16 protein-coding genes are annotated in these 19,308 nt (G+C 58.2%); 7 read left to right on the top strand and 9 right to left on the bottom strand.

Annotated elements, in window-relative coordinates; translation table 11 throughout:
- Nucleotides 1-238: 238 nt before the first annotated feature.
- The 6 genes from rfbC to G6K99_RS19560 all read left to right on the top strand — a co-directional run bounded on the left by rfbC (nucleotide 239) and on the right by G6K99_RS19560 (nucleotide 8,534).
- Nucleotides 239-802, top strand: coding sequence for a dTDP-4-dehydrorhamnose 3,5-epimerase (gene rfbC / locus G6K99_RS19585; RefSeq protein WP_174197556.1), 564 nt, complete (start codon nucleotides 239-241; stop codon nucleotides 800-802).
- 17 nt (nucleotides 803-819) lie between these two features.
- Entirely contained in the window at nucleotides 820-1,881 is a 1,062-nt protein-coding gene (gene rfbB / locus G6K99_RS19580) for a dTDP-glucose 4,6-dehydratase (RefSeq protein WP_062459197.1), read from the top strand.
- On the top strand, nucleotides 1,881-2,771 hold the full coding sequence (rfbD, locus tag G6K99_RS19575; RefSeq protein WP_174197554.1) for a dTDP-4-dehydrorhamnose reductase: 891 nt from the start codon (nucleotides 1,881-1,883) through the stop codon (nucleotides 2,769-2,771). The genes rfbB and rfbD overlap by 1 nt, the downstream gene beginning before the upstream one ends.
- Before the next feature lie 30 nt (nucleotides 2,772-2,801).
- The gene (rfbA, locus tag G6K99_RS19570) at nucleotides 2,802-3,674 is read left to right on the top strand and encodes a glucose-1-phosphate thymidylyltransferase RfbA (RefSeq protein ID WP_174197553.1); all 873 of its coding nucleotides are present in this window, start codon (nucleotides 2,802-2,804) and stop codon (nucleotides 3,672-3,674) included.
- Nucleotides 3,675-3,710: 36 nt separating this feature from the next.
- On the top strand, nucleotides 3,711-6,398 hold the full coding sequence (locus G6K99_RS19565; protein WP_174197552.1) for a tetratricopeptide repeat protein: 2,688 nt from the start codon (nucleotides 3,711-3,713) through the stop codon (nucleotides 6,396-6,398).
- Nucleotides 6,399-7,625: 1,227 nt separating this feature from the next.
- Nucleotides 7,626-8,534 carry a DUF563 domain-containing protein gene (locus G6K99_RS19560; RefSeq protein WP_174197551.1) on the top strand — a complete coding sequence of 303 codons (909 nt, stop codon included), beginning with the start codon at nucleotides 7,626-7,628 and terminating at the stop codon, nucleotides 8,532-8,534.
- Nucleotides 8,535-8,647: 113 nt separating this feature from the next.
- Here G6K99_RS19560 and G6K99_RS19555 read toward each other — a convergent pair whose 3' ends face one another.
- The 7 genes from G6K99_RS19555 to G6K99_RS19525 all read right to left on the bottom strand — a co-directional run bounded on the left by G6K99_RS19555 (nucleotide 8,648) and on the right by G6K99_RS19525 (nucleotide 16,199).
- Complete coding sequence (locus tag G6K99_RS19555; protein ID WP_174197550.1) at nucleotides 8,648-9,772, bottom strand: zinc-dependent alcohol dehydrogenase family protein; 1,125 nt, start codon at nucleotides 9,770-9,772, stop codon at nucleotides 8,648-8,650.
- Nucleotides 9,773-9,811: 39 nt separating this feature from the next.
- Nucleotides 9,812-10,693: an MBL fold metallo-hydrolase gene (locus tag G6K99_RS19550; RefSeq protein WP_174197549.1), complete on the bottom strand. Its 882-nt coding sequence runs from the start codon at nucleotides 10,691-10,693 to the stop codon at nucleotides 9,812-9,814.
- Between the two features lie 25 nt (nucleotides 10,694-10,718).
- On the bottom strand, nucleotides 10,719-11,687 hold the full coding sequence (locus G6K99_RS19545) for a flavin reductase (RefSeq protein ID WP_174197548.1): 969 nt from the start codon (nucleotides 11,685-11,687) through the stop codon (nucleotides 10,719-10,721).
- 17 nt (nucleotides 11,688-11,704) lie between these two features.
- Nucleotides 11,705-13,048, bottom strand: a complete 1,344-nt coding sequence (locus G6K99_RS19540) for an MFS transporter (protein ID WP_092662865.1) — start codon at nucleotides 13,046-13,048, stop codon at nucleotides 11,705-11,707.
- An 81-nt stretch (nucleotides 13,049-13,129) separates the two neighbouring features.
- Nucleotides 13,130-13,447, bottom strand: a complete 318-nt coding sequence (locus G6K99_RS19535) for a DUF4387 domain-containing protein (RefSeq protein ID WP_062459166.1) — start codon at nucleotides 13,445-13,447, stop codon at nucleotides 13,130-13,132.
- A 1-nt stretch (nucleotide 13,448) separates the two neighbouring features.
- Entirely contained in the window at nucleotides 13,449-14,810 is a 1,362-nt protein-coding gene (locus tag G6K99_RS19530; RefSeq protein ID WP_202048837.1) for an acyclic terpene utilization AtuA family protein, read from the bottom strand.
- Between the two features lie 21 nt (nucleotides 14,811-14,831).
- On the bottom strand, nucleotides 14,832-16,199 hold the full coding sequence (locus tag G6K99_RS19525) for an LLM class flavin-dependent oxidoreductase (RefSeq protein ID WP_082476357.1): 1,368 nt from the start codon (nucleotides 16,197-16,199) through the stop codon (nucleotides 14,832-14,834).
- Nucleotides 16,200-16,382: 183 nt separating this feature from the next.
- Between G6K99_RS19525 and G6K99_RS19520 the strand changes: the two genes are divergently transcribed.
- Nucleotides 16,383-17,408 (top strand): LacI family DNA-binding transcriptional regulator, encoded by a 1,026-nt coding sequence (locus G6K99_RS19520; RefSeq protein ID WP_082476356.1) that lies wholly within the window; start codon nucleotides 16,383-16,385, stop codon nucleotides 17,406-17,408.
- Nucleotides 17,409-17,454: 46 nt separating this feature from the next.
- On the opposite strand, the gene G6K99_RS19515 is transcribed toward G6K99_RS19520, so the two are convergent.
- On the bottom strand, nucleotides 17,455-18,735 hold the full coding sequence (locus G6K99_RS19515) for a TRAP transporter large permease (protein WP_174197547.1): 1,281 nt from the start codon (nucleotides 18,733-18,735) through the stop codon (nucleotides 17,455-17,457).
- Nucleotide 18,736: 1 nt separating this feature from the next.
- Nucleotides 18,737-19,267: a TRAP transporter small permease gene (locus tag G6K99_RS19510; protein ID WP_174197546.1), complete on the bottom strand. Its 531-nt coding sequence runs from the start codon at nucleotides 19,265-19,267 to the stop codon at nucleotides 18,737-18,739.
- Between the last annotated feature and the right edge of the window lie 41 nt (nucleotides 19,268-19,308).

Genomic DNA, 19,308 nt, shown 5'->3' with positions numbered 1-19,308 from the left:
GAGGGTGTCTACGAAACTCGCGGCTATTCGAACAAAACATCCGAGCGGAACGTGCTATGGCTTATAAGAAGGGCTTGAGCCAGTATCCTATTTGGGTCGAGCTTAAGAATGGTAAGTACATGTCTTATCATCGAGTTTCCAAGGCCTCTTAATTCATACGCAGGTGCTGTCAGATGTTGCATCCGGCAATGGTCCTTGGTATGAGCGAGCACCTATTGTACAAGCTAAGGTCTGCGGAATGCTGTTCCAGAAAACGTTGATTTCAGAGGTGGTTCTTGTTGTCGCGAAGAGGATCGGCGACCACAGGGGCTATTTTTCAGAGACGTTTCGGGAGGACGAATTCCTTCAAAATGTTGGCGGTTTCAAGTTCGTTCAAGACAATCAGTCTTTGTCAGCCGAAGTCGGCACCATCCGCGGCCTGCACTTCCAGCTAGATCCCCGCGCTCAAGGCAAGCTTGTTCGCTGCGTGGCTGGCGCCATCCTGGATGTCGCCGTCGATATTCGCGTCGGTTCACCGACTTATGGTCAGCATGTGAAGGCTGAATTGACCGCAGATAACGGCCATCAGTTATGGGTGCCGCCTGGTTTTGCCCACGGCTTCTGCACACTGGAGCCGAACAGCATCATTTCCTACAAGGTCACCGACTACTATAGCCATGAGCACGATCGTGGCCTTCTGTGGAATGATCCCGAGCTCGATATCGAATGGCCTTTCGATGCTGAGGCGGCTGTTCTTTCGGCAAAAGACAAGCTCCAGCCAAAGCTTGCCGATCTCCAAGCCACCTTCGTCTACAAAGCCTAATTGTCTGGAGACTTCGAATGCGTGTAATCGTCACCGGCGGCGCCGGCTTTATCGGATCGGCTGTCGTTCGCCACCTCGTTAGTGCTAAGGGCTATGAGGTCCTGACGATCGACAAATTGACCTATGCAGGTAATCTTGCTTCGCTCTCGACGGTCGACAACAATCCGCTACATCGGTTTCTACAGGCAGACATCTGCGATCGCGCCGCCATGCAGGAGGCTTTTGAGAGCTTCCAGCCCGATCGTGTTATGCATCTTGCCGCCGAAAGCCATGTGGATCGTTCCATCACCGGTGCCCGCGACTTCGTCGAAACCAATGTCATCGGTTCGTTCACCCTGCTCGAGGCTGCCCGGCATTACTGGAACGGTCTGCCGACAGACCGCAAGGATGCTTTTCGGTTCCTGCACGTGTCGACCGATGAAGTCTATGGTTCGCTGGGAGACGACGGGCTCTTTACAGAAGAGACGCCCTACGATCCTTCATCTCCCTATTCTGCCTCCAAGGCGGCATCCGACCATCTGGCCAAAGCGTGGGCGCGCACCTATGGCATGCCGATTGTCGTCTCCAACTGCTCGAACAATTACGGCCCTTACCATTTTCCGGAAAAGCTCATTCCTCTGATCATCCTGAATGCTCTCGAAGGAAAGTCGCTGCCGGTTTATGGCAACGGCGCCAACATACGCGACTGGCTCTATGTCGAAGACCATGCGCGCGCGCTGGACCTGATTGCCGAGCGTGGCCGTATCGGCGAAACCTACAATGTCGGCGGACGCAACGAGCGCCGCAACATTGACGTCGTGAAGCGCGTCTGCTCGATCATGGACGGATTGTCTCCGAAGCCGACGACGCATGAGAGCCTTATCTCTTACGTGACGGATCGGCCGGGCCACGATGCGCGCTACGCTATCGATGCAACGAAGCTTGAAACCGAACTGGGTTGGAAAGCCGAGGAAGACTTCGACAGCGGCATCGAAAAGACCATCAAGTGGTATCTTGAGAACGAATGGTGGTGGGCGCCGCTTCGCCAGGGTTACGACGGCAGCCGCCTCGGGTTACTCGCAGCCACCGGAGCGAAGTGATGGCTCGGCGCTATCTCGTCACGGGTCAGGAAGGCCAGGTGGTTCGCTCGCTCGTGGAGCGCGCGACACGGTATCAGGATATCGAAGTCCTGCCTTTGGGCCGACCTGCACTCGATCTTTCCCAGCTCGATACCATCGAATCGGCAATTCTTGGCGCCAAGCCGCACGTGATCGTCTCTGCTGCCGCCTATACTGCCGTGGATCAGGCCGAGACGGATGAGGCGGCTGCGTTCGCCATCAACGCGGCGGCGGTTGGCGAGATCGGAAGGGTTGCGAGATCGCTTCGTATTCCAGTCGTCCATCTGTCGACGGATTACGTGTTCGACGGCGAAAAGTCTTCCGCCTATGTCGAGACCGATCCTGTCAATCCGCTCGGCGTCTATGGTCGCTCGAAGCTCGATGGCGAGCTTCTGCTGGCGGCCTCTGGAGCCGACCATGCCATCCTGAGGACGGCGTGGGTCTACAGCCCGTACGGTAAGAATTTTCTTCGGACGATGCTGCGCGTTGCCGAGACTCGCGATAATCTCAATGTGGTGGCGGATCAGACCGGCAACCCGACATCCGCCCTCGACATCGCTGACGCAGTCTTCAAGGTTGGTGAAAATCTCCTGGCTTCCGACGATACGCGTCTGCGTGGCGTTTTCCACATGACCGGAAGCGGGGATGCAAGCTGGGCGGACTTCGCGTCTGAAATATTTGCGGCATCCAACAAGATGGGTGGCCCCTCGGCAAACGTCCAACCGATCACGACGGCCGAATATCCAACGCCCGCAAAAAGGCCACAGAATTCCCGCCTTAACTGCAGCAAGCTTGCATCAGAACACGGCGTATCCATGCCAGACTGGCAAAGTTCAACATTGGAAGTCGTTCGTCGGCTTCTCTCGGCTTAAGGCCGTAAACACATATTGGGGACTGACCGTATGAAGGGCATCATTCTCGCCGGCGGAAGCGGAACGCGTCTGCATCCAATGACGCTTGTCACCTCCAAGCAGCTCATGCCTGTCTACGACAAGCCGATGATCTACTACCCGCTATCCACACTGATGTTGGCGGGCATTCGTGACATTCTCATCATATCGACCCCACACGATTTGCCGCATTTCCAGCGCCTCCTTGGTGATGGTTCTGCTTGGGGCATTTCGCTGTCCTATGCAGAACAGCCTTCGCCAGATGGACTGGCTCAAGCCTATATCATTGGAGCCGACTTCGTCGGTTCCGATCCATCGTGCCTCATTCTTGGTGATAACATCTTCTATGGCCATGGCATTACCGATTTGTTTAAGAATGCGGCAACCCGCGCCGAGGGTGCGACCGTCTTTGCCTATCATGTTCAGGACCCGGAACGTTATGGCGTTGTGGAATTTGACAAGGCAATGAAGGCAATCTCGATCGAGGAGAAGCCCCAAGCGCCGCGCTCGAATTGGGCGGTTACGGGACTGTACTTCTACGATAAGGACGTCGTGAATATTGCAGCCGACCTGAAGCCTTCGGCACGTGGAGAATTGGAAATTACCGACGTCAACCGTGTATATCTCAACCGCGGTAATCTGAGCGTTGAGCAGATGGGACGGGGTTACGCTTGGCTCGATACGGGAACGCCCGATAGCCTTTCCGAGGCAGGAGAGTTTGTCGGTACTCTGCAGAAGCGACAAGGCATCAAAATCAACTGCCCCGAGGAGATTGCTTACCGCTCGGGCTTCATAGGCGCGAGTGAACTGGAAGCGCTTGGAAGGAAGCTCGGCAAAAGCGAATACGGCAAATATCTACTTGCGGTCGCTGCTGGCGAATCGTGAACGAACACTAAGTTTTGATTTCCAAAAGGCCGGCTGATGCTGAGAAGTCTGTACAATACTATAGTCAAAGACAAAAATGCAGGCAGTCGCTGTACGTTTCATGTTTCGCAAGGTGACCTAGCGAACTCCCGTAAAGACTGGGCATTTGCGATCAGGCACTACAGGAAAGCGCTAGAGATCAATCCTGGTCTAACGGCCACCTGGGTCCAACTCGGTCATTCCTATCGAGAGTCCGGCGATACCGATGCCGCGCAGGATGCTTATGAGAAGGCAGTAAAGCTTGCGCCTTCCAGCGACGATGCATACTTTTTTCTCGGCGTCACTCTTCGGAGCAAAGGCGAAAATCACGCAGCATTTGATGCGTATGTCAAAGCCTTTGAATTGAAACCTGATGGCGCTGCGGCTCGTGAGCTTGCAGGCTTTATAGGCATCAAAGACGAGTTTGCGGATTTTTACGCCGCTGTAAACGGGATGTTCGATAGGGCTTACTATATCAAGGCTAACAGCGATTTACGCCAGAGCGACATCGATCCGAAGCTTCACTACATGCTTTACGGTTGGAAAGAGAACCGTGCCCCATCTGCGTTTTTTGACCCCCAGTTTTACCGTTTAAAGTACCGCAAGCGACTGAAAGCTGGCCAAAATCCACTGGTACACTATTGGAAAGTCGGTAGAAATCTTTCTTTACTTACAAACCCGAGCGGAACTCAATCATGGCTGACGCCTACGGCTCCCGAAAAGGAAGCTTGGGACGGTCTGCAGCCAGCGCGTAAAGATGCGGAGACCGAAGCGGTCGTTATTCTCCCGGTCTATAAGGGGCACGACGAGACGCTGAGGTCCATATATAACGCCGTTGCCGGTCGGGCGGGTGAGAGCTACAGTCTTCTGGTGATCAATGACTGCGGCCCCGACAAAGCATTGAACGCCGAACTGGAACGGCTGGCGAGCCTGGGTCTGTTTGACTATCACGTCAACCCAACTAATCTGGGCTTTGTGCAGACTTGTAATCGCGGCATCTTGGAGTTTAGTCGTGATAAAGACGTCGTTCTGCTGAATTCCGACGCTTTCGTACCGGTTGGTTGGTTCACCCGCATGAAAGCGCATGTGGAAAAAGACCCATTGATCGCAACCGTCACACCGCTTTCAAATAACGCTACGATCTGCAGCTATCCGGTGAACGATGCGGATAATTTCCGTGCATTGGAATTGGGACCTGAGGAACTGGATGTGTTGGCTGCGGAAACCAATCCAGGGCTGAATGTCGAGACGCCAACCGGCGTAGGCTTTTGCTTCTTTATGAAGCGCGCGGTTATCGACGAAATCGGGGCTCTCGATCCCGTCGCTTTCAAACTGGGATATGGCGAAGAAAACGACTTTTGCATGCGCGCTCTTGAAGCGGGCTACAAGAACGTTATCGCCACCGATATTTTTGTTTTCCATGTCGGCTCGGTCTCATTCTCGGCCAGCAAGGATGCAAACTTTAACGCCGGCCAGAAGGCGCTGGACATCAAGCACCCCAATTATACGTTGATGACCCGTCGCCATGTGAATGCTGACCCGACGCGCTACAGCCGGATGCGGCTTGATGTCCGTCGCCTCGTTCGCGCTATTCATGCACCTGTTATCTTTATCACACACGCTTGGGGAGGCGGTATCGAGACGTACCTCGACACGAAACGCGCAGAACTCGATCGGCAGGGGAAGCCTCATCTTACGATAAGCGTGAGAGATCGGTCGTTTGTCTCAATCGAAACGTCAGACAATCCTTACATTTTTGCCCCTAATCTCTCCTCTCTCGATCTGCGGCTAGATTTTGAGTTGTTTGGCAGCCTGATACGCGATCTCAAGCCAACATTGCTGCACATTAATAGCTTTGCCGGCCTGGAGTGGGTTCATCAGAAAGCGCTTCTCGAGTTTATATCGAACGCCGAAATCCCATACCGATATGTAGCTCATGACTACTCGGCGGTAAGCCGGTTCTATCATCTGACGCGGCCGGATAACATCTACCGGGGTCTGCCCGACTGGCAGGAAATCGAGTCTTGGTCGCGGATGATCGAACACGGGCCTGCTGACATGAGCAGTATCGCGGAACGGCGCGCGACCTATAGCCGATTCCTGTCAAAGGCCGATGCCGTGGAGTTCCCAAGCGCCGCCACGCGACGCGTGTTCGAGAATTTCTATTCGGACTTCACAGCCGAAGTTATTCCCCACGAGGAGCCGTTTCGAACAGACGAGCGGGCTGTCCGCCGTTTGGAAGACGGTAAAATCCGTGTCGCCAGTATAGGAGCGATCGGTCCCCATAAAGGCAGCGACGTGATTTTAGCGTTGGCCCGTCACGCGGTATCGCACGACCTCGACATCGAATATTCCATCATTGGTTATTCCGACCAGGATGCGGCAATGAAGGCTGCCGGCGTCAATGTGACCGGCGCCTATTCATCCGAGGACGAGGTGATCGAGCATCTGAAGGAAATCCAACCGGACCTCGTGTTCATCTCGAGCGTCTGGCCGGAGACTTACTGCTACACGCTTTCAATACCAATCGCACTCAAACTACCCGTTATGGTTTTTGATTTGGGAGCGCAAGGCGAGCGAGCCGCCGAGCTCCCGTGGAGCGTGCGGCTTGACCCGAGATTGATCAACGCGCCGAACAAGTTATCGAACGACATCGCCGAGCTCGACATCGATGAGCTATGGAGTCTCTTAGATCCGTCCGAATGACGATGTCTTAACAGGGCGCGATCAGGCCATCTACCATATTGCCAGAGCGACGACTGGGGTGCAGCCCTAGTTGTCGATGCCAATCACAAAAGGTGATCCTTTGTCGCGAAGAATGCGGCGTTAGATGGGTTGCAGACCAGGCAGGAGCGGCTTTCCAATACGTGCCGTCGTGCGTCAATTAGGTCGTTGACCTCAAGAGCCTACTCTGCCCGCGGGTCGAATCTTGCGAGGCAAATCCGTTAGGGCACCACACCTCGTTCCGCCTCAGAACGTCCTGGCCGGCGGTCGCTTGAGCTCGGCTCCGAAATTGTTGAGCGTGCGAACGGGTTGGACGCTTGCGGGAAAGAACCGTGGTTTCGCTGCCGAAGATCGGCGTGCAAGTGCTTGGGCAACGCTCGCCGCGCTGCTTTGGACGGCGAAGACGAAAAACGTTGATCCGAATGCTTCGCGCACCCATACCCTCGATCGCATGCCAAGGCCTAAACATGCAGCGGAATCGATGCCTAATATGATGGAGAAATAGACCTGCCAAAATCTATTGCGGCACATCGACATAGCCACCGAGATCTTGAATGGCGCCTCAAGCGCTGAAGCAAACAGGCGAGCACGTTCAGGGCTCGCTCCGTGCGAAAACAAGCTCGTGCATTTTCAGAAACCAGACTGCCTTCGCCCACCCTTCACGAAGATCGCGTATTCCACAATAAACACATTTGGCTATTCTTTCCTGGGCCGGTTCGCCTAGGAGGCAAGTGTGCATTCAACGATCACAGTACTGTACACATGCACGAGACAGCGAATATCACGATGGGAAGTGGCTGCTTGGTAGCAGGTGGTGTTTCGATGAGCACAAGTGATGTTGATATAATCATCGACCTACCGACGGGCGCGTTGATCGACGTAACCGGCGACACCTCCATTGGAGAGCATGTGTGACTTGCGGAGGACGTTTCATTATGGCCTGGCGCTGATGTCGGTTTGCATAGTGTTGTCGGGCAAGGCAGCTATGTTGAAAAGCTTCCCACCGCAGCGACACCGTCTCACGATGAAGATCGTGAATGGAAACGCGCTGCATCTTCCGCCTTCAAGGAATGGCATATGATCACCTGCTCTAAGGAGCAGTGCAGTTGACTAGTCGCGACACGTCTAAACTCAACATCCCCTGGGTTCGATGCACCGCCCCCGAAGGTCCTGCATAAGGATCTCATTCCGGAAGGCCCGCATAACGCCATGCTGCCGGCATGGACAACGCGGACCTTTGAACCGCATCCGCTTCATGTTGTTCGACTGTTTGATGTCTATCTTACCGGCGAAGGTCTTTTGTTTGACCGCAACAAAAACTTGATTTCGGAGAGCGTGACTCAGTACGAGCCGGCAGGGATAGCCGAGGCGCACCGCCGGGTTCTTGATGCCGCGGATCCCCGCACGGAATGGGGTTCCTGCGTTCTTCTTCGCAAACGCGGTGACTCAAACTACGGTCACTGGATGATAGAGCTGCTTCCAAAGCTCTGGGCAACAGAAGACCTGTGTAGAATCGACGACTGCGTGATACCGAGGCGTTCAGGTGCCATGGAAGCGGTGATGAAAACCGCTTTGCGGCTATCGTCGAATGGTTCTTACGGTTTGATCGAACATTCGGATGATGAGGTCATCTTTTTCAAGCAGTTGCTCTTTGTGGAAGGACTAACCGCGCACGGCGTGTATATGTCGCCCCTCGTCTTTGCAAAGACAGACAAGCTGATTACAGGCAGCGCAGATCCCAAGAAGATTTTTGTTAGCCGTCGCGGCGCGCCCCGTGATCTTGCCAACGAAGACGAAGTGATCGCTTCTTTGATGGCAGTCGGCTTCGAAGTTGTCCATCCTGGTGGCATGTCTTTGGAAGAGCAGGCAACGACGTTTGCCAGGGCCAGTCATGTCGTCGGGGTAATGGGATCCGGCTTAACGAACATAATGTTTTGCGCTCCGGGTGCAAAGGTGATCAATCTTGCACCCGCGACTTTTCCAGACACCTTTTTCTACCTGATCGCGCAGAACCGGAAGCTGGATTACACAGAGATCCGCGGCACCAATCTCACTGAAGGACCAGGCTGGGATCAGCCCTTCCTAATTTCACCACAGGATATTGTGGGATGCCTATGACATCCGAAATCCTGGCGTAGTTCTTGTCATGTCAGACGAGAACCTTCCCTCGGTTCTCGTGCTCCAATTGTTAGAAACAAGCAGCTGATCGTCTCTACCGCTCAAGCCCGCCGTCACATTTGAACAACCAGCCGGATCACTTCGCCCCGGTGCAAGCGGTCGAAACCTTCGTTGATCTCGTCGAGCGGGATCTCGCCGCTGAGAAGCTTGTTCACCGGCAGGCGCCCGGACTTGTAGAGAGCAACGTAGCGCGGAATGTCGCGGACGGGGACGCAGGTGCCGATATAGCTGCCCTTCAGCGTTCGCTCCTCGGCGACAAGACTGACGATGTTGAGGGGAAGCGTCGCGGTGGGTGCCGGCAGTCCGGCCGTCACCGTCGTCCCGCCGCGCCGTGTCATCCTGTAGGCGCTCTCCAGCGCCTTTTCGGAACCGGCAAACTCGAAAGCAAAATCAGCGCCGCCATTGGTGAGCTGCCGAACCTTGTCGACCGCGTCCGCATCGCGTGCATTGACAGTCGCCGTCGCGCCCAGATCTCGGGCGATGGTCAGCTTGTCATCCGAGAGGTCGACGGCGATGACTTGCGCCGCACCCGCCGAAATAGCTCCCAGCAGAGCGGCAAGCCCGACCCCGCCGAGGCCGATGATCACCGTGGTCTGGCCTGCCTGGACCTTCGCCGTATTCACCACCGCGCCGACGCCGGTCAGGACCGCGCAGCCGAAGAGCGCTGCTTCGTTGAACGGCAGGTCCTTGTCGATCTTGACGATCGAGCGGCGCGACACGACCGCGTGTTCGGCAAAAGCCGAGCAACCGATGTGATGATGGACCGGCTCGCCATGCGATTTCAGCCGAATGCTGCCTGTCAGTAGTGTGCCCTTGCCGTTTGCTGCAGCACCCGGTTCGCAGAGCGCCGGTCTTCCTTCCGCACAGGGAAGGCAGTGGCCGCAGCTTGGCACGAAGGCAAGCACGACGTGATCGCCGACCTCAAGATCGTCGACACCTTCACCCAGCTCCACCACTTCGCCCGCGGCCTCGTGACCGATTGCCATCGGCAGCGGTCGCGGCCGGCTTCCGTTGATCACCGAGAGATCCGAGTGGCAGAGCCCTGCGGCACGAATGCGCACAAGCACCTCTCCCTGCCCCGGCGGATCGAGATCCAGCTCGGCGATTTCAAGCGGCTTGCTCTCTGCATAAGGCATGCTCGCGCCTGTCTGGCGAAGCGTTGCGGCTCGGATCTTCATGTCATACCTCTCTGGAATCTGGAATGCGGCGCGTGAAAACTAGCAATGTCTGCACCGCATGCGAAAACTTCCGCCGTCGGTTTCGATCTGCGTGGCGTGCGGCGCCAGGAAATGCCCCGTCATCAGCATAGTCTCGGTGTCGGCGATATCGCCCAGCAATGCTGCCCGCGTAAGCGCGGACTGGGCCTGATTTTCGCAGCCCATGCAACTCAGTTGCGGATATTTGAGCTGGATCGGGTGATGGATGATATCGCCTGAAAACACGCATTCGCGGCCATTGGAATGCAGCCATATCGCGACATGGCCAGGCGTGTGGCCCGGCGCCGGTTTGAACGTGAGGCAGCCATCCAGTTCATACCCATCGTCGACCAGCACGACCTGACCGGTCTCCACGACGGGCAGAACGCTGTCGCTATAGGCTGCAAGATGATGGCTGCCGGGATCGGAGCCGTATTTCTCGGCCCAGTAATCGTACTCTGTGCGGCCAAAGATGTATTTGGCATTCGGGAAGGTCGGAACCCAGCGTCCGTCGATCAGCCTTGTGTTCCAGCCGACATGATCGGCGTGGAGATGGGTGCAGCAGACATAATCGATGTCCTCAGGCTCAACGCCTGTTGCGCGAAGACGCTCGAGAAACGGGGTCGAAAGGTTGGACCACTGGGTGCGAGCGTGCCGTTCCTTGTCGTTGCCGACGCAGGTATCGATCAGGATCTTGTGCCGGCCGGTGTCGACCAGCCAGGCATGGATGCTGAGCCTGATCCGATCGCTATCGGCATCGTAGAACGCCGGTGCAAGCCAGGAACGCTCGCGCTCGAGGATCTCGTCCGTGACGAGAGGGAAGAACGTCTTCATCCGGAACGATGTATCTTCCAGCTCCCATATGGCCGAAACCGTGATGTCTCCAATGGCAAAACGGGTCATGAAGTTCTCCGAAGTTCGGGCCTGCTCACGCGCTCGCGACAGCTGCCTGTTGCCGGACCGGCGGCCAACCGGAATCAGTCGACGTCGCAAGCCGGTTCAGCAGCTGTTTCAGCACCCAGACCTCGTTCTCGTCGAGAAGCGCAAGGCAGTCGGCTTCGGCAGCCTTCAGCATGGCGACGATCTCCATCATCGCCTTGCGTCCCGCGCCCGTCAAATGCGCACGCCGTGGGGCTGTCCCGTCGATCTCAATCAGCCCTTCGGCCTCGAGCTTTGCCATCGTCTCGTCGGTAATCTCGTCTCCGCGCGAGCGACCGATCTCGCTGATGGTGTCGAGTGTCCTGCCATCCTCATGGCCGAGCAGCGTCAGCACGGCATAGTCCGCGCCGCTCCATCCGCGCCGCCGGCGTTCGACCACCGCGTCGTTGCGGATCTGATAGAAGACCCGTGAGATCTGGTAGATGAAATCATCGGGCGAAAGACTGCTTTCCGTTTTCTCAAACGAGGTGTTTTCGCCCGCGTGGCGAATGAGCCGGCCGTATTGCCCGCCATGGAAGACCAGCGGCGGTGTGCTCGAATGCTCGAACCCGGTGATCTCGCCCACGAAAATGATATGGTCCCCGCCTTCATACTGATGGGCGGTCCGGCATTCGAACCGGGCAGCGCAGTCTTTGAGCAGCGGGATGTCGCCGTCTCCCCTCTCCACGGTCAGCCCCTCGAACTTGTCTTCCTTCTTGCTGGCGAAAAGACCGGAGATGTCGCTCTGTTCGGCTGACAGGATGTGAACTGCGAAATGGCCCGCCTGCCGGAAATCGTCGAAGCTCGAGGATGTCTTGGCAAGGCTCCAGAGGATCATCGGCGGATCGAGCGACACCGAACTGAAGCTGTTTGCTGTGCGTCCGATATCCTGCCCGCCCGCGGATCGGGTGGTGACGACGGTCACGCCGGTCGCGAAGGATCCAAGCGCGTTACGCAGAATGCGGGGGTCGTTGGACATGGTGATTGCTCCCTGTCTTATTGATGGTGATGAATGGTCTTTGCGGATGATGCCGGTTGGGGCAGCGAGCCGCTCTGTTCGTCTTCGAGATCGGCACCGGCCGCCTCGCGCAACGGAATGATCGTGACGACCGACAGGCAGGCGGCGGCGATGATGTAGCAGGCAAGCGGTATCCAGCTCCCTGACCAGGCCCAGAGCGCGGCTGCGATCATCGGCGTCGGTCCGCTCCAGAGCACGGTTGCGAACTGATAGGCGACAGACACGCCGCTATAGCGGACCGACGCCCCATACTGCTCGGCGAAAAGGCTGGGCTGGGTGGATTGCGTCGTGGCCTGCCCGAAGATGATGGACAGGGTCATCGCAGCGGTGATCCAGAATACGCTCGCCGTATCCATGAGAAGAAAGAACGGCACGATGAAGAGGCCGTTGAAGATCATGCCCCCCATGAACACCCGCTTGCGGCCGATCCGGTCGGAAAGTCCGGCAAACAGGGGCTGGGCGATAAAGCAGAAAACGGCTGCGATCATCAGCGAATTGAGCGCCGTCGCCCGGTCGATGCCGACGACCGTCGTCAGATAGACCAGCGAATACACCGCCACGATATAGAAACTGGTGTTTTCCGCGGCCTGACAGGCGACCAGAAGCGCTGTCTTCTTGCCATGCTTGCCCAGCACGTCCACGATCGGCAGGCGCTGGCGTTCGCCACCGGATTTCAGCTTCTGGAAGCTTGGCGATTCCGCGAGGCGTCTGCGGAGGAAGATACCGAAGACGAGAAGGATGCCACTGAACAGGAAGGGCAAGCGCCATCCCCAGGCCATGAACTGCTCGGGCGTCGTCAATCCGCCGACAAGCGCCATCACGCCGGACGAAAGAAGAAGGGCCGCCGGAATGCCCATCTGCGGCCAGCTGCCGAAAAAGCCGCGCGTCTTGTTCGGCGCGTGTTCGACGACCATCAGGGTCGCTCCGCCCCATTCGCCGCCAACCGCAAAGCCCTGCAGGAAGCGAAGCACGGTCAGCAGGATCGGCGCCCCGACGCCGAGGACGGCGTAGGTCGGGATAAGACCGATCAGAAATGTGATTCCGCCCATCATGGTGAGGCTGAGGATCAGCATCGCCTTGCGGCCGATCCGGTCACCGAAATGGCCGAACACGATGCCTCCGAGAGGCCGGGCAATGAACCCGATGGCGAAGGTCGCGAAGGCCGCGATCATACCTGTGACCGGGTCGAATTCCGGAAAGAACAGTTTGTTGAAGACGAGTGCCGTGGCAGTACCGAAAATGAAGAAATCGTACCATTCCAGGGTCGACCCGATAAAGCTCGCCAGTGCGACCTTGCGGATGTCGGATGTTTGCGTGGCCATGAAGCTCCTCCCCGAGCTGTTATTGGCAATCGCATGGGTCTCCCTCAAGCCTCCAGCGGAAGACCCATGCGCAGGTCGTGGTTAGTTTTCGAGCGGAATATCGACATCCAGCAGGGGGGCGTGCTGCTGCGCACCGTAGACGTCGGTATCGCCGATATCGCCGGCGGGAATCGCTCGCGGGAACGTCGCCTTGAACGCAGCGGCGGTATCGTAGGGCGTAAACAGCACGTCTTCTTCCTTGACGCCGTAGAGCCTGGAGAAAAGGGCCGCATTGAGCGTTCCCGTCGCCTTCACGCGGCGGTAGAGGTCGTGATCCTCGAACAGGACGTCGATCGTGACGTTGAAGGGTCCCGCATTCTTGCTTTTGCAGATCTGGGCGATGTCTCTGATGAGGGCCATGTCACACCTTCTCGTATTCGATGGGGAACAGGGCGCAGGGATCGCTGACTTCGACCGTATGGAAGATGCTGAAGCGATACATCGGCCCCATGTCGATATCCGACGGACTGAACGGGAACGCCATATTGCCTTCCTTGCACAGACGCCCCGGAAAATCCGCATGCAGCATCGAGGTGCGCGCCATGGCGATGACCGCATTGGCGATATCCGCCGTCTTGGCGACAACCTCGATCACGAAGCCAAGTTCGTGGCTGGTGATCTGCTTGACCGGCTCCCAGCCGCCCATGACGCCGTCCTTGCCGTAGCAATGGATGATCATCCGGTAATCGTCGCGCGGAACGCCGAAGGATTCGGCCTTCACGGCAACCTTCTCGCGGTGGGTGGCGAGATAGTCGTCGATCTGCGAGATCAGGATCGGATCGCGCGTGCCGCAGATCGCGATGGACCGGTAACCGGCCATCTCGACGCCTTCGAGCTTGATCGTGTAGCGGTCGGCCGGTGTCCAGGTCATGCCGTCGATCTTGACGGCGCGGTCGCTGATCGCCTCGAACCGGCAATCGGTCGTGTCCAGCAGACCGCCGGGCTCGACATGGTGGATCGGGCTCGAATTCTCATGCAGCGCGAAATTCGCCACGGCCAACGGCGTCGAGCGCCGGATCGGGTTCGGCGGCTCGCAGACGACATGGTCGTCGCGAACGCGAAGGAAGATGCAGTCCGGCTCCTTGGGCACGGTCGGCTCGGCGCCGCATTCCAGCATCTTGCCCGCATACCACGACGGTGCAGGCGCCATGCCGGCCCGGATGGCGGGTGCCGCCCACTGCGCCGGATCGCTGCTTCGACCGGCAAGAATGACCTGCGCACCTTCGTCGAGGGCCTTCGCAAACGGCTCCGGCCCCATCATGCCGACGACGCGGGTAGAGTTGTCGATCATCTGCCGGTCGAGCGGCTTCATCTTTGCCAGCGGTTTCGTGAGGCCTTTTTCGGCCCAGCCGGCAAGGTCGCCCTTGCTTTGCTCGGAATGGATCAGCGCCATCTTGAACGACAGCCCCTCCTCCCGCGCAATTTCCCGCACAAGTGCTGCCGTATCCTGCAGATGCGGCTCGCCGCCTGCACCACCGGACGTGCCGATGATGCAGGGAATACCGGCCGCAATGCTGGCCTGCAGCATCAGCCGCAGGTCACGCTTGACCGAAAGGCGCGAGCAGAAGGACGTTCCGGCACCGAGATAGTAGGGCCCGGGATCGGTACTGCCGCCATCGCAACCGATGACATGCGGCTGCCACGACATTCCGATCTTGAGCGATTCCTCGGCATAGCCATAGCCGAGGATGCCGCTCGTCGAGAGCATTCTGAATTCTTTCATCACTCTTCTCCGACTGCTCGCTTATTCCGCCGCCTGGCGCTGGGCGGGATGAACCGGCATGGGAATGCCGAGGTTTTCGCGCAGCGTCGTGCCGGCATAGTCCTTCTGATAGACGCCGCGACGCTGGAGCTCCGGCACCACGTAGCGGACGAAGTCCTCGTAGGCGCCCGGTGTATGGGTGGCCGCCAGCACGAAACCGTCACAGGCTCCTGATGTGAACCACTCTTCCATCTGGTCGGCGACCATGGTCGGCGTCCCGCAGAAGATCGGAAACTCGCCGATCGTGCCGCGGCCCGAATAGTGCACGAAGTCACGCACGGTCGGATTGGGTTTGCCGCTCAGGGAGATGACGCGCTCCTTGAAGCCCGACCAGGACAGCTTCTTCAGCTCCTCGTCGGTGAATTCGCTATCCATCGGCTTGCTGGCGAAATCGAAGTTGAGCGCTTCCGACAACAGCACGACAGCATCGATCGGCTTGGCGAGCGCACGAATGTACTCGCGCTTCTCCTCGGCGATTTCCTGGCTTTCGCCGACGCAGACGTAGCAGGCCGGGCAGATTGCAACCTCGTCGGGATTTCGACCGGCGGCAGCGACCTCCTGCTTCACGGCGGCATACTGTTTCTGCCCTGCCTCAAGGGTCGGGTAGACGACAAAGATCAGATCGCCCCACTTGCCCGCGAACTCGCGTCCGCGGCCGCTCTGGCCTGCCTGGATCAGCACCGGGCGCCCCTGCGCCGACGGAGGCACCGGCAGCGGACCCTTCGAACTGAAATACTTGCCCTTGTGATCGAGCCGATGGACCTTCTTCGGATCGGCAAACTGGCCGGTCTCCTTGTCGACGATCAGCGCATCGGGCTCCCAGCTGTTCCAGAGCCCTGTCACCACGTCCAGGAATTCGTCGGCCCGCTCGTAACGCAGGTCATGGGCAAGATGCTCGACGCGGCCGAAGTTGGCCGCCTCGGAATTGTTGAGCGAGGTCACGACGTTCCACGCAGCACGACCCTTGGTCATCAGGTCGAGCGTTGCGAACAGACGTGCCACATGAAAGGGCTCGTAATAGGTGGTCGAATAGGTAATGCCCAGGCCGATATGGCTGGTTGCCATGCCGATCGCCGTGATGATCGAGACCGGATCCATCTTGACGACGCGAACACCGTTCTCGACCGCTTCCTGGTGATCGTCACCGTAGATGTCGGGCATGGCCAGACGGTCGTCGAAAAAGGCGAGATGGAACTTGCCGTCCTCGAGGATGCGTCCGATGCGCTGGAAATATTCGGCGGACAGAAAATCGGTGGCGCCGGCAGGATGCCGCCATGAGCCGGGCGCAATCGAGCAGTTCTGCGCCTGCAGGAAGCCCACCATTTTCATCTGGCGTTTTGAAGTAGACATCGTTCCTCCCGTGTCATCGTCAATCGCAAATATGTGCGCAAACGTTTGCGCACTCCGATCCAATCGCTTTCTGGAGGAGATGTCAAGTTGGGAGCGAATATTTTGTAATGCAGCCCCTCTTTTTCGCATCGGTGCGGATGCGGAGTGACGCGACAGGGCGCAGCTGTTTTGTTATGAATCGGTATGAACTCAACACTGCCGCCTTCCACACCGCGCCGAGCGACGGTCGTCACCCTGTCAGCACTGGCAGGAGTCGCGCCATCGACGGTGACCCGCGCGCTCAAAGGCGACACGCGGATTTCCCAAAAAATGCGGGACCTGATCATCGGGCTTGCGAAAGAACACGGCTACATGCCGAACGTTCTGGCGCGCACCCTGTCTTCGGGAAAGAGCGGTCTGTACGGACTTGTCCTCGGACCGGCTGAAAACCCGTTCTATACGGAGCTGTTGCACGAAGCGACGCGACAAGCGGAGAAGCTCGGCTTTCGCCTCCTCATCATTCATGCCGGCGGCGGGCCTATCGAGGATACCACTGCGCAAGCGCTGATTCAGTACCAGGTCGATGGCTGCATCATCTCGTCGGCCATATTGTCCTCAAAGGCCGCCGACATCTGCGCCCAGAACAACGTCCCTCTCGTGATGGTCAACCGCGTCGCACTTTCGCATGGATGCTTCGTCACCTGCGACAATCGTGCCGGCGGTGCTGAGATGGCGAAACTTCTGATGTTGCGAGGATGCCGTCGTTTCGGACTGATCTACACCTCCTCCACCAGCTCGACGTCTCGCGAACGCGAGGAAGGATTTGTCGCCGAACTGGAACAGGCCGGTCTGGCACTCTCGCTTCGAATCGACGGCCACTCCAATTACGACGGCGGTTTCGAGGCCGGTCGCGAGATCGCGGCGATCCCCTCGGCGGAGCGCCCGGATGCGATCTTCGCGTTGAGCGACATCATGGCCATGGGCGTCCTCGACGCACTCCGCCTGGCGTCGATCGATGTGCCCGGCGACATCCTGGTTGCCGGCTTCGATGGCGTTGCGGCGTCCGCTCGGCCGATCTACGACCTCACGACAATCCAGCAGCCCCTGCCCCTGATGATCCAGCGCGCCTTTGAACTGCTGCGGGCACGCACGGTCGATCCGAGCCTGCCGGACGAACTGATCGCCATGCGCGGCAAGCTGATTGTTCGCGGCTCCACCGGCCGGGCATGAAAAAGGGCGCAAAAAGCGCCCTTTCTCGACCAGTTGTTGGTGCAGCCTATCCGCCCGCTTTCGGAATATACATCACGATTGCCGGGAAGAAGTAGATGGCAAGCACGGCGAACAGCATGATGACGACGTATGGCAGAGCCCCGTACATCACCTCCTTCAAACTCGATTTCGCCACCGACTGGATCACGAAGAGGTTCATACCCACCGGCGGCGTGATGAGCGCGATCTCGATCATCAGCACGAAGTAGATGCCGAACCAGATCGGATCGATTCCGTGCACGCCGAGCGACGGGAGGAGAACCGGAAGGACGATCAGGATCATCGCGATCCCCTCCAGGAACAGGCCGAGCAAGAGCAACACCGCGGTGACCGCCAGCATGAACATGCCAGCCGTCTCGATATTAACGGCGATCCACTGGGAGATTTCGTAGGGAATGCGGTAAAGCATGATTGCCTTGCCGAATACGTTTGCCCCGGCAATGATCAGCAGCAGGTTCGCCGTGGTAAGACCCGCGCCGAACACCGCCCCCCGAAAATCTGCAAAAGACACGCCGCGGCGTATGCCGAACACGTAGATCAGGGTCATGACGAGGCCCACAGCTGCCGACTCCGTCGGCGTGAAGACGCCTGCATAGATCCCGACGATCATCGTCAGCGCAATGACCATGGTCGGCAGGGCGCGAAAGCTTGCAGCCATCCGACCACCCGGTCCGGATTCACCTTTTTCCGCCTTCGGTGCCGCCCCCATGAACGACTTGACGATGCAGTAGATCAGGAACAGCACGATCAGGAACAGCCCGGGCCCGACGCCGGCAAGGAACATCGAGGCGGTGGACTGCTCCGCGACCGCCGAATAGATGATCAGCGGAATGGACGGCGGGATGAGGATGCCAAGCGTTGCGCCAGCGGCGAGCGTTCCCATGACAAAGCGACGATCATAGCCGCGCTTGGTCATCTCGGGAATTGCCACGGTGCCGATCATGGCCGCAACGGCGACGGACGAGCCCGAGATCGCGGCAAAGATGCCGCAGGAGATGATCGTTGCGATCGCGACACCGCCGCGCACGCCGCCGACCCATCGCTGAACCGCATCGAACAGGTCTTTCGCGACCCCCGCCTTCAGCAGGATATTCGACGTCAAAAGAAACACCGGCACCGCCAGCAGGATGAAATTGTTGACCGAGCCGAGGAATTCCATCGACACGCTGGCGAGCGGCACGTCCTTCATCAGGAGAAGAACGATACCCGTCGTCGAAAGCGCGATACCGACCGGTATGCCCGCAAACAGAAAGACGAAGAGCGCGACTAGTACGATAACGCTTTCCATATCAGATCTCCTCGTGCGCGAGTTCGAGCTTGCGTCGCTGCCCCGTCGCAACAAGCAGGATCAGTTCCAGCGCAGCCTGGACGAAGAAAAGAAAGAACCCGATCGCGACCGGCAGGTAGAAGAGCCAATAGGGGATGCGCAGGACACTCGCCGTAGCGCGGCCGACTCTCGCCGCGTCGATTGCGGCAACAAGCGCCTCGAAGGAGACGACGGCACAGGCGAGCGCGATGATCGCAAAGCTTATGCCTTCGAGAACGACCTTGGCGCGTTCGCCGACCGCATCGGAGAAAAGCGTGATCGAGATCAACTGCCGGCGCCCCATGCAGGCTGGAAACAGCAGGAATGTTGCCCAGACCATGCCGAGACGTGAGGTCTCCTCGACCCAGTCCGTCGGACTGTTGAAGAAGTACCGCGACGCCACTTCATAGGCGACGATGATGCCGATGAAGAGGTAGATCCATGAACTGTATTCACCGATCCTCATGATGGTCGACTCGATTGTGCCGACCCATTTCTTTTCTTGCGGGGGCATGGTGCCGTTCCTCCCAGACGTTTGCGTCTGACCCTCTCAGA

Source organism: Neorhizobium sp. AL 9.2.2 (assembly GCF_013317225.1).
Classification (GTDB): domain Bacteria; phylum Pseudomonadota; class Alphaproteobacteria; order Rhizobiales; family Rhizobiaceae; genus Neorhizobium; species Neorhizobium soli.
The sequence above is the reverse complement of the archived record's forward strand: the minus strand, read 5'-3'. Positions and strand labels throughout refer to the sequence as shown.

Excerpts from the sequence above, each read along its gene's own strand:
- G6K99_RS19530 (WP_202048837.1), bottom strand. The coding sequence starts at position 14,810 with ATGAAAGAATTCAGAATGCTCTCGACGAGCGGCATCCTCGGCTATGGC.
- rfbC (WP_174197556.1), top strand. The coding sequence starts at position 239 with ATGCTGTTCCAGAAAACGTTGATTTCAGAGGTGGTTCTTGTTGTCGCG.
- rfbA (WP_174197553.1), top strand. The coding sequence starts at position 2,802 with ATGAAGGGCATCATTCTCGCCGGCGGAAGCGGAACGCGTCTGCATCCA.
- G6K99_RS19515 (WP_174197547.1), bottom strand. The coding sequence starts at position 18,735 with ATGGAAAGCGTTATCGTACTAGTCGCGCTCTTCGTCTTTCTGTTTGCG.
- G6K99_RS19520 (WP_082476356.1), top strand. The coding sequence starts at position 16,383 with ATGAACTCAACACTGCCGCCTTCCACACCGCGCCGAGCGACGGTCGTC.
- G6K99_RS19565 (WP_174197552.1), top strand. The coding sequence starts at position 3,711 with ATGCTGAGAAGTCTGTACAATACTATAGTCAAAGACAAAAATGCAGGC.
- G6K99_RS19545 (WP_174197548.1), bottom strand. The coding sequence starts at position 11,687 with ATGTCCAACGACCCCCGCATTCTGCGTAACGCGCTTGGATCCTTCGCG.
- rfbB (WP_062459197.1), top strand. The coding sequence starts at position 820 with ATGCGTGTAATCGTCACCGGCGGCGCCGGCTTTATCGGATCGGCTGTC.
- G6K99_RS19540 (WP_092662865.1), bottom strand. The coding sequence starts at position 13,048 with ATGGCCACGCAAACATCCGACATCCGCAAGGTCGCACTGGCGAGCTTT.
- G6K99_RS19555 (WP_174197550.1), bottom strand. The coding sequence starts at position 9,772 with ATGAAGATCCGAGCCGCAACGCTTCGCCAGACAGGCGCGAGCATGCCT.
- rfbD (WP_174197554.1), top strand. The coding sequence starts at position 1,881 with ATGGCTCGGCGCTATCTCGTCACGGGTCAGGAAGGCCAGGTGGTTCGC.
- G6K99_RS19525 (WP_082476357.1), bottom strand. The coding sequence starts at position 16,199 with ATGTCTACTTCAAAACGCCAGATGAAAATGGTGGGCTTCCTGCAGGCG.
- G6K99_RS19510 (WP_174197546.1), bottom strand. The coding sequence starts at position 19,267 with ATGCCCCCGCAAGAAAAGAAATGGGTCGGCACAATCGAGTCGACCATC.
- G6K99_RS19535 (WP_062459166.1), bottom strand. The coding sequence starts at position 13,447 with ATGGCCCTCATCAGAGACATCGCCCAGATCTGCAAAAGCAAGAATGCG.
- G6K99_RS19550 (WP_174197549.1), bottom strand. The coding sequence starts at position 10,693 with ATGACCCGTTTTGCCATTGGAGACATCACGGTTTCGGCCATATGGGAG.
- G6K99_RS19560 (WP_174197551.1), top strand. The coding sequence starts at position 7,626 with ATGCTGCCGGCATGGACAACGCGGACCTTTGAACCGCATCCGCTTCAT.